A 9,465-nucleotide genomic window follows, 5' to 3' on the forward strand; every position below is an offset into this window, starting at 1 on the left:
TAAAGAGTAGCTTTGTTTAAAACTGTAAATATAAACAAAGCTACTCTGGCATAGGTTGGTTAGAACTAATTTAGTTCAGCTTTAAAAGCCAAATACTTGGGCTGCAATCGTCATTGTAACCAACGTAATTAATACAATAGCCACAATGTTTAGCACAAAGCCCGCTCTTATCATGTCGCGCATTTGAATTTGCCCTGAGCCAAACACAATAGCATTTGGTGGTGTCGCTACCGGCATCATAAACGCACAACTACACGCTATAGCTGCTGGAATAACCCAAACCAATGGTGAACCTGTTATAGACTCTGCAACGGGCCCTAACAAAGGAAGAAAGCCCGCTGCAGTTGCTGTATTGCTTGTGATCTCAGTTAAAAACGTAATTAATGCCACAACAACAAGTACACTCATAACAAGTGGAATAGTGCTAGCGCCTTCAATTAGATGAGCAATAAATTCAGCAAGCCCTGATGACTTAATTTGAGATGCAAGTGTAAGCCCGCCACCAAATAATAATAAAACGCCCCACGGCACTTTAGCTGCGCTTTCCCAATCAAGGATACGCTCATCTTTGCCTTTATTCGCTGGCATTACAAACAACAGCAATGCCGCTGCAATTGCAATAGTAGTATCTGAAATATTAAGACCTGTTATGTCACCTAATAAAGGTCTAAATATCCAACACAGTGCTGCTAAAACAAACACAAATAACACGCCTTTTTCGGCGCGCTGCATTATACCTAGGCTTTTTAACTGCGTTGAAAACACCGCTTTTGTATCAATTTTTTGATCGTTTTTAATATTAGCATCTACTTTATACGCAAATTTAGTAAGCCAAACCCAGCTAATAATTAGCATGCCTAAAGACAGTGGTACGCCTACAATCATCCATTGCGCAAAGCCAATTTCTATTTGGTAACTATCTGACAAGTAAGCAGCCATTAAAGCATTAGGCGGAGTACCGATTAAGGTAGCAATACCACCAATACTTGCACCATAAGCGATTGATAACAGTAAAGCCTTACCAAAACCTTCATTACTCGGGTCTGATTGCTTAACTAAATTAGTAATTGAAAGCGCAATAGGCAGCATCATTACAGCTGTTGCGGTATTAGACATCCACATCGACAAAAATGCGGTTACCAGCATCATGGCTAAAATTTGCAAGCTTGGCTTTTTACCCGCATATAACATGGTGCTTAGCGCAATACGTTTATGTAACCCCCAACGCTCCATAGCAATAGAAATTAAAAAACCACCTAAAAATAAAAATATTAGCGGGTGCGCATACGGGGCAGCCACGCTTTTAATTGCTGCTATATCAGCCAGTGGTGATATTACCAGAGGGAGCAAAGCAGTTGCTGGAATTGGTACTACTTCGCTCACCCACCACGATGCCATCCAAAATGCTAAACCTGCGGTTTTAAATGCCGCTACAGACATACCCGTTGGTGGATCGAGTAAACATGTCATTAGCATTACTACAGGGCCTAGTATCAAAAAAAGCCATTGGAAATTTCTTTTCTTATCTGGTTTTTGCGTGAGTATATTATCTGTCATGGCAGGCCTCTAAAATTTGTATTTAAGACCAAGCGCAACACTGCTGTCGTCTTGTTCTTCTAAATTAAGGTCGGTGTATAAAAGGTAAGCAGTTGTTTGCTTGTCAAATACATAGTCAAGGCCCGTAGTCCATTGTGTTGCCTCAGAAGTTTGACGAAGTAAAGAGTCATCTTTAGCAAACTGTAATTTAGGTACCCATTTATCAAGCGTATAGCTTGCACTTAACACATAACCGTTACCTGATTTTATACCATCTGTTGATTCAGAATGCTGATATAGTGCACCAAGCTGTAATTGTTCAAATTTATAGGCTGCTGCTATTCGGCTCGCATTAATATTATTAAGAGAATCAACATGGCTTAATGATAAGTAATATGAGGTGTTTTTTAAGCTACGATCACCATAAATAAAAGTTGCTGCAAATCCAGCTTCGTTATCTTTGTTGTCGTCTTTTGGAGCATAAGTAAACGAAAATTGCGTATTATGCCAATAATTAGAAGTGTATGTTAGCGTATCACCAAGTCTATCTTGTCCTGCAATAACTTGGGCTATGTCACCTTGGGTTTCATTAAAGTTATCAACTTTGCCCTCAGAGTATTTAAAGCGAGTATCATTTCTTCCCACTACAAGCTCGCCAAATTGACCTTTTAAACCAAGATAAGTATTCCTTGCACTAAATGGCTCTTCGGTATCATCTTGCTCAAAGCCTTTTACTTGCACTTCGTATTTAAAAACAACGTTTAAATATTCATTTAATTTGTGTTGCCCTTGAATACCTATACGCGAAAATGGCGCTTCAATCTGCGTGCCTTCTTCTGCGTAACGCATAATACCCGTATCTGTATTAGCAATTTGTACTTCGGCTTTACCATAAACATCATATTCAGTAGCACAAGCCGTGTACGAGTAAAAAGCTAAGCTACTTATTGAGGTGAGTAAAATAGTAGAGTGTGTAAACTTTATCATTATGTGTCCTAATTATTAGAATCTACTTGTTGTCAGACCTAATAAAGCAACTTTACTGCCAATGGTAAAATACTATTACATTTCAGATGGTTAATGGGTATTGCGTATAAAAAATAGAATAAATGTGCGGTTTCCCACACACCATAAAAACGAAGTTGTCACATAAACCACACAATTTAGTCAATAAACATATCACGGTTTAAATTGTATTTACTCATTTTATCGTAAAGGGTTTTACGAGCGATTTGCAGTGTATCCATCGTATTTTTAATACTGCCATGGTTACGCTCTAGGGCTTCTTCTATTAACGACTGCTCATAAAAAGCAACTTTTTCAGATAAGCTTAAATCGGGAGAAAGCTCACCTTTAGCCTGCGTTTTACTAACACTAAAAGCAAGTTCTACTCCTAATAAAACCGCGCGCTCAGCTTGGTTTCTAAGCTCCCTTACATTACCAGGCCAGTCGTACGCTAAGAGTCGCTGTTGTATTTCGCTATTAAGAGGTGCTGGCGGCTTGTGATAGCGTGTTGCTGCAATAGAGCTAAAATGCTTAAACAGTAATACTATATCTGCTTTGCGAGCTCTAAGTGGTGGTATATCGACTTTTACCAAACTTAGTCGATAATATAAATCTGCTCTAAATTCACCTTTTTCAACTAATAAAAGCAAATCTACTTTAGTGGCTGCAACAATTCTTATATCTAATTCAATTGCTTTATTATCACCTACTGGAGTTACTTTTCGCTCCTCTAATACGCGTAATAATTTAACCTGCAACGACATTGGGGTACTTTCTATTTCATCTAAAAAAACAGTACCACCTTGTGCGAATTCAAACTTTCCCTTACGAGTGTGAGTTGCTCCGGTATAGGCACCGCTTGCAGCACCAAATAACTCACTTTCTATCAACTGCTCAGGCACCGCGCCGCAATTTATAGCCACAAAGTTACTTGCTGAGCGAATACTTTGATCGTGTAAGTAACGCGCTACAAGCTCTTTACCCGTGCCAGTTTCACCTTCAATCATTACATCAGCTGGGGTATCAATAACCGTATTGAGTAAATGCATCATATCTTGCATTTTAGGAGTATCACCCAGTATTCGTACACCCGGCGCTGAGGTTTTTTGTACAGCAAGTTTTAGTGCACGATTTTGAATCACTAAGCTACGCTTGTCGCATGCTCTTGCTATGCAATCAAGCAATGTTTCGTTTACTGGTTTTTCAAATAAGTCATACGCGCCTAATTGCATAGCTTTAACAGCAATAGTTACATCGGCGTACCCTGTTAAAAATATAACCGGCAGTTCACTATCAAATGCCGTGACTTGCTCAAGCAAAGTAAGCCCATCCATTGCAGGCATATTTATGTCACTCAGTACAACGCCCATAAAACGTCGATTAAGCTTTGTTAGAGCCGTACTTGCATCATTAAAGCACTCAACTGTATAGCCTTCGAGAGTAAGTAATTGCTTTAATGAATCTCTGATCATCGCTTCATCATCAACTACAATGATGTGCTTACACGGTGAGTTTTCAATCATCTGTTTTATCCTGCGTGCTTGATAGACTGATTATAAACTCAGCCCCGCCTTGCAGTCGATTGTGCGCACTTAAAGAGCCATTAAACGAGTCAATGATTTGTTTTGAAATAGATAATCCAAGGCCTAAGCCGTTACTTTCTTTAGTACTATAAAAAGGTTCGAAAATATTACCAAAAGCATGTTGCTCTATTCCAGGCCCTGTATCTAAAATTGAGAGTTTTACTCGGTTATCAAAGCACTCAACATTAAAACTTAATTTACGTATTATTGCGCCATTCATAGCTTGGCTCGCGTTAGTTATTAAGTTAACCAACACTTGCTCAAATTTAAGTGAATCAACCCACACTATTAACCCACTATCTAAATTAGGCTGCTCTACGTGTACGTTATCTTGTTTTAGTTGTGAGCTGGCAATCATCAAGGCGTTATTTAATAAACCAGCTAACGGATAAGGCCTTAATTGAGTTTGTGATGGTTTGCTAAAATGTTTTAGCTGCCCCACTATTTTGTGTACGCGACCTACAAGCCCCTCAATCACCGTTATGCTTTCGCCAAGTGCGGTGTAATTTTGCTTAGCGAGTAAACGTTTGGCGCTTGCTAGGTAAGTATTCATAGCGCTAAGGGGCTGGTTTATTTCGTGATTAATACCTGCGCTTAACTGCCCAATTGTTGCAAGTTTTGCTGATTGAACTAATGCAACTTGCGTTTTCTCAAGCTCTTGTGTGCGCTCAATCACTTTTTGCTCAAGACTATGCCTAGAGTAAACGAGCTTTTTATAACCCGCAAAACGAGCAAGTAAACTATAACCAACAATCATAACTAAAGCATAAATACTAAATGCCCAAAACAAGCGTATTAATTGAGCTGAATTTACTTTTGTAATATCAACAAGTACGTTCATATGTGCACTAAAGTAACGCAATGGTTTTGTCGCACTCACATAAAGGTTTTTATTAATTTTGAAATGCGAAATACCCTGGCTCTTATATTGAAATTGCTTAATATATACAGGTTGATGATCTAAATAAGCACGGCGTAACTTTATATTACGTCGCTTTGTTATATCAAACTCGCTGAAGCTATTTAAACGCCATGTTTGCATATCAGACATCGCAATTACATTATCACTAAGCTCTAAATAAAAATGGCTACCTTTAGATGTATTTAAAAGCTCTCTGTCGTTTTCAAATTTGCTTACATTCACTTTTAATACAACAACACCAACCGCTTTGTTGTCGTGATAAACAGCCTGCGAAAAATAAATACCACGCTCTTTTGAACGCATACCTAGTGCAAAGTAGGCCACTTTTTCACCTGCAAATGCACGCTTAAAGTAAGGTCTAAAGGCAAAGTTACTGCCTAAAAATGTGTAATCGGCTTGCCAGTTACTACTTGCCGTAACTGCGCCCTGGGCATTAAGTACAAATATATCTGATGCACCACTGGCTTGTTGTATATCAGCTAAGTAGTTATTTATAGCGTTGTAATGGGCTTGGTCGCCGTTTGCAAATTCAATCATTAACTGATTATAAGTAAGTAGCTGGGGAATAGCCGAAAAACGAGCGAGTTCAGTATCAATGTAATTATTTAATTGAGTAACCTGACGCTGCGCTTGAGCTGTTGCTTTTTCAATATCGTGAGCGCGGCCTACCCAAAATGTAACAACCAAAATTAATACTAATAATATACATACTGTAATTATTTTTTTAGAAAACGTAAACATGGCCTACCCGAGAAATAGCCTAAAAATTTAAGGTCGCTAGTGTAACGACTTATATGAGGCAGGGATATAAACTTTTTGTTAACAAATGAATTTAATTATACTTGTTAATTAAATTTAGTCCTAAAAACAAAAAACACCGCAAACAGTTGTGCTTGCAGTGTTTAAGGTTTAGAACAAAATTAATACGTTATTAATTTGTAGCTAAAGCTGATCTGTTTTTTAGGTATTTGTATAAACCAATTAATGAAGCAGCTATCCAAAATATTTCTATCACAAAGCTCGCTAAATTAAAGTTATAGCAAAGGCTAATTAACAACAAAATCGCCCCTGTTAAATTCATCATATTATACGTTAGGCTAGATGGAGACGTTTTTCCTAGCTGCAGTAAGAAAAATGAACCAACTACTAAAAAAGTACCTGTCATACCTATGATGTCAAATAAGAGTGCTATCACGAAACTATCCTTTATCCATTTTTAAATAACCCAATAAACTGGCCCGATCCATGGGGAGGGTATTTTTTCATTCATTGAAACAGCAAACCGAGCGATTCTATCAATATGGTAAATTCTAACAAGGCCATATGTCCGTATGAATAAATTTTACTGTATCTGAATTATTTAAACGTTACTTTGCCACCAATTATTTTATAGGCAGGTGCACCACGAATAATCGCTTCTCGGGCAAAAGGCCGACTGCAGTTAGGACAAATACAAGGCTCTTGTGTAAAGTCTTGACTAATACGCTCTTTAAAACACTTAACTAATGCTCCTTTGCCTCCTTTTCGATATTTAAATAAGGAAGCTTTACAAGCAGAGCAAAAAATATCGACCGTTTTAGTTGGGCCTTTTTTATTAGGTTTTGCCATTAAGTCCTTCAGTACTATATAAAAAATTATTCTTTATGATACCAGTTTATAGCAATTCGTTTAATTAAGTGATCTATTTGAGGGTAGAAAAACGTGTTGATAGCTAGGCGAAAATTCGCTATTTAACTGTTCTAAATGAGAATTTTTTAACACAGGGAGCGACACATTTAGCCTCGCAAAATGATTAAGTATCATTGCTCATTGGTATTAGGTGGGTAAAGGTGACCACTGGGTTTTAAAATTTTTACGCGGTATGGTTATTAAAGTGAGCTCATAATAATTTAATGATGATGAAAAATATAACCTAATCTTTGAAAAAGAAGCGGTTTAATTGAGATGATAATACATTCATATTAAAAGGTTTGATTATAAACCCCGATACTTTAGCCGCAATAACTTGCTTAACTTTATCTGTACTATCCTCACAGGTAACCATCAACACAGGAATATCAGCAAGGGCTCTGTCTTTTCGAATGTTTGTGAGTAAATCAACACCATCCATTTTTGGCATATGAAGATCTGTAATAACCAAATCGAAATGTTGCTCACGTAATAAAGCCAAAGCTTGTAATCCATCTGTAGCTTCAACGATATTGCAATACTCCAACTTTCTTAGCATATTAATTAAAACATGACGCATGAGTGGCATATCATCAACTACTAATATTTTCATTAATACCGCTACCAAATCATGTAAATACGATTATATAAACCTACTCTACTCTCAGGTAAGAATCAAACCGGGCATTAACGGCTACTCAACCCTTACGGCCAAATACCTAAAATAAGCCCCATTAACGAAAACTGTAAAATACAGTAACTCCCATTAATTAAAAATAGCTTTAAAGGGCGTTGCTCAAATATATAACTTAATCCTAGTGAACTACTGATCCAAAAAAAGCCGATTACAAAGCCTGTTCCTATACACTCAACTAAGCTTGCGTCTTTACCTAAAAATAGAGACAACATTAAAGCCGCTATAAATACTAAAAAGAAGCTGCCGCCAAATATCAACTTAGGATTGGCTGATTGTAAATCAAGGTCAGTTAAGCCAATACTTTCTAGCCAAGCGTTTTTAAAGAGTGCTTTTGAGTACCATATGCCGCCAAGCATAAAAGAAGACAGTGCAGCCACCAGTATTGCAAAATAATCTACATCTAAAAGGTTCATACAAACAGCCGTATACAAAATGTGTAATACCGTTTGGTATTAAATATTAACGGTATAAAGATACTCTCAATGTAGTTACAAATAAGGTATTGAGCAAATTGCTTAACTTGAGTTAATTGCCTTTATGGAGAGTAATTTTAAAAATAAAGGCTATAAATCGCCAAATTTAGCGCTAGTTAACGCCGCTAAATTAGTTGGGGAGAGTGCGATTTCTAAACCTCGCTTTCCAGCGCTCACATAAATAGTATCAAAAAGTGAAGCACTACTATGAATAAACGTAGCTAAGCGTTTTTTTTGCCCAAGTGGACTTACTCCACCTAAAATATAACCAGTGCTAGCTTGAACTTTTTGCGGGGCAGCCATTGCTACTTTTTTGGCACCACATAATTTTGCCAACTGTTTTAAGTTAACTTGTTGCGACACAGGAGTAACAGCAACAATTAGCTGCCTTTCATGCGTTTCAAGAACGAGAGTTTTATATACTTGGGCGCTATCTAAATTTAACTTTTCAACAGCTTCAAGCCCATATTGACTATTACCTGCATCGTGATCGTAACTGAGTACTTCAAAGGGGATTTTTTGTTTTTTAAGTAATTCGATTGCTGGGGTCATACTATTGAATCGTGTTTTTTTTTAACAGTAACAAAAATAAAATTTAAAGCAAAAAAAACGACGCTAAAAAGCGCCGTTTCATTATTAATAATAATTTAAATTTACTTGGTCAAATCATCAAAAAACTTTTTAACACCGTCAAAAAAGCCTTGCTCTTTAGGACGATTTTTCGAGCTATCTGTACCCATACTTTCATCTAACTCTTGCAGTAGTTCACGTTGACGCTCGTTTAAATTAACTGGCGTTTCGATTACTACCTTACAAATTAGATCGCCTTGGGCACCACTTCGAACAGACTTAACGCCTTTGCCACGCATACGGAACATTTTGCCCGTTTGCGTTTCAGAAGGTATTTTAAGTTTTGCACGACCATCAAGTGTTGGCACCTGAATTTCGCCACCAAGACCTGCTGTTGTAAAGCTAATTGGTACTTCACAGTATAAATTATTTGCTTCACGCACAAATATTTCATGTTCGCGAACAGATACTTGCACGTACAAGTCGCCAGATGGCGCGCCGTGCATTCCGGCTTCACCTTCACCAGTTAAGCGGATACGGTCTCCAGTATCAACGCCAGCTGGAATTTTAACTGAAAGCGTTTTAGTTTTTTCTACGCGGCCTTGACCATGACATTTGTTACAAGGGTCTGAAATAATCTGACCTTGTCCCTGACACGTTGGACACGTTTGCTGAACAGCAAAGAAACCTTGGCGCATTTGTACTTGGCCAGCACCATGACACGTAGTACATGTTTTAGGCTTAGAACCTGCTTTAGCACCACTGCCATCACATGGCTCACAACCCACCCATGTTGGTACTTTAATTTCAACTTCTTTACCACGAACCGCTTCTTCTAAGCTCAAGTCCATATTGTAACGTAAGTCAGAACCACGTTGTTGACGAGATTGACGTCGACCACCGCCGCCACCAAAAATATCGCCAAATACGTCACCAAATACATCACCAAAATCGCCATGACCGCCACCAAAGCCGCCATGACCACCGCCACCGCCCTGTTCAAATGCCGCG

The 9,465-nt window shown here is 38.0% G+C and carries 10 protein-coding genes; all 10 read right to left on the minus strand.

Annotated elements, in window-relative coordinates; translation table 11 throughout:
* Nucleotides 1-81: 81 nt before the first annotated feature.
* On the minus strand, nt 82-1,557 hold the full coding sequence (locus tag H5116_RS19275) for an SLC13 family permease (protein ID WP_182716873.1): 1,476 nt from the start codon (nt 1,555-1,557) through the stop codon (nt 82-84).
* 9 nt (nt 1,558-1,566) lie between these two features.
* Nucleotides 1,567-2,523, minus strand: a complete 957-nt coding sequence (locus H5116_RS19280) for a porin (RefSeq protein ID WP_002959079.1) — start codon at nt 2,521-2,523, stop codon at nt 1,567-1,569.
* Between the two features lie 176 nt (nt 2,524-2,699).
* Nucleotides 2,700-4,064, minus strand: coding sequence for a sigma-54 dependent transcriptional regulator (locus H5116_RS19285; RefSeq protein ID WP_002959078.1), 1,365 nt, complete (start codon nt 4,062-4,064; stop codon nt 2,700-2,702).
* Nucleotides 4,057-5,787, minus strand: a complete 1,731-nt coding sequence (locus tag H5116_RS19290) for an ATP-binding protein (RefSeq protein ID WP_039488491.1) — start codon at nt 5,785-5,787, stop codon at nt 4,057-4,059. The genes H5116_RS19285 and H5116_RS19290 overlap by 8 nt, the downstream gene beginning before the upstream one ends.
* Nucleotides 5,788-5,977: 190 nt before the next feature.
* Nucleotides 5,978-6,241, minus strand: coding sequence for a CBU_0592 family membrane protein (locus tag H5116_RS19295; RefSeq protein ID WP_024595558.1), 264 nt, complete (start codon nt 6,239-6,241; stop codon nt 5,978-5,980).
* Nucleotides 6,242-6,402: 161 nt separating this feature from the next.
* Entirely contained in the window at nt 6,403-6,654 is a 252-nt protein-coding gene (locus H5116_RS19300) for a hypothetical protein (RefSeq protein ID WP_024595559.1), read from the minus strand.
* A 304-nt stretch (nt 6,655-6,958) separates the two neighbouring features.
* Complete coding sequence (locus tag H5116_RS19305) at nt 6,959-7,327, minus strand: response regulator (RefSeq protein WP_182712324.1); 369 nt, start codon at nt 7,325-7,327, stop codon at nt 6,959-6,961.
* 92 nt (nt 7,328-7,419) lie between these two features.
* The gene (locus tag H5116_RS19310) at nt 7,420-7,824 is read right to left on the minus strand and encodes a DUF1761 domain-containing protein (RefSeq protein ID WP_002959069.1); all 405 of its coding nucleotides are present in this window, start codon (nt 7,822-7,824) and stop codon (nt 7,420-7,422) included.
* Nucleotides 7,825-7,974: 150 nt separating this feature from the next.
* Nucleotides 7,975-8,436: a Cys-tRNA(Pro) deacylase gene (gene ybaK, locus H5116_RS19315; RefSeq protein WP_182716874.1), complete on the minus strand. Its 462-nt coding sequence runs from the start codon at nt 8,434-8,436 to the stop codon at nt 7,975-7,977.
* Nucleotides 8,437-8,537: 101 nt separating this feature from the next.
* Nucleotides 8,538-9,465, minus strand: a 928-nt coding sequence (locus tag H5116_RS19320) for a molecular chaperone DnaJ (RefSeq protein WP_182716875.1), incomplete at its 5' end; no start/stop codon positions are given.

This window comes from Pseudoalteromonas sp. SG45-2 (assembly GCF_014164115.1).
In the GTDB taxonomy this organism is placed as follows: Bacteria; Pseudomonadota; Gammaproteobacteria; order Enterobacterales; family Alteromonadaceae; genus Pseudoalteromonas; species Pseudoalteromonas distincta.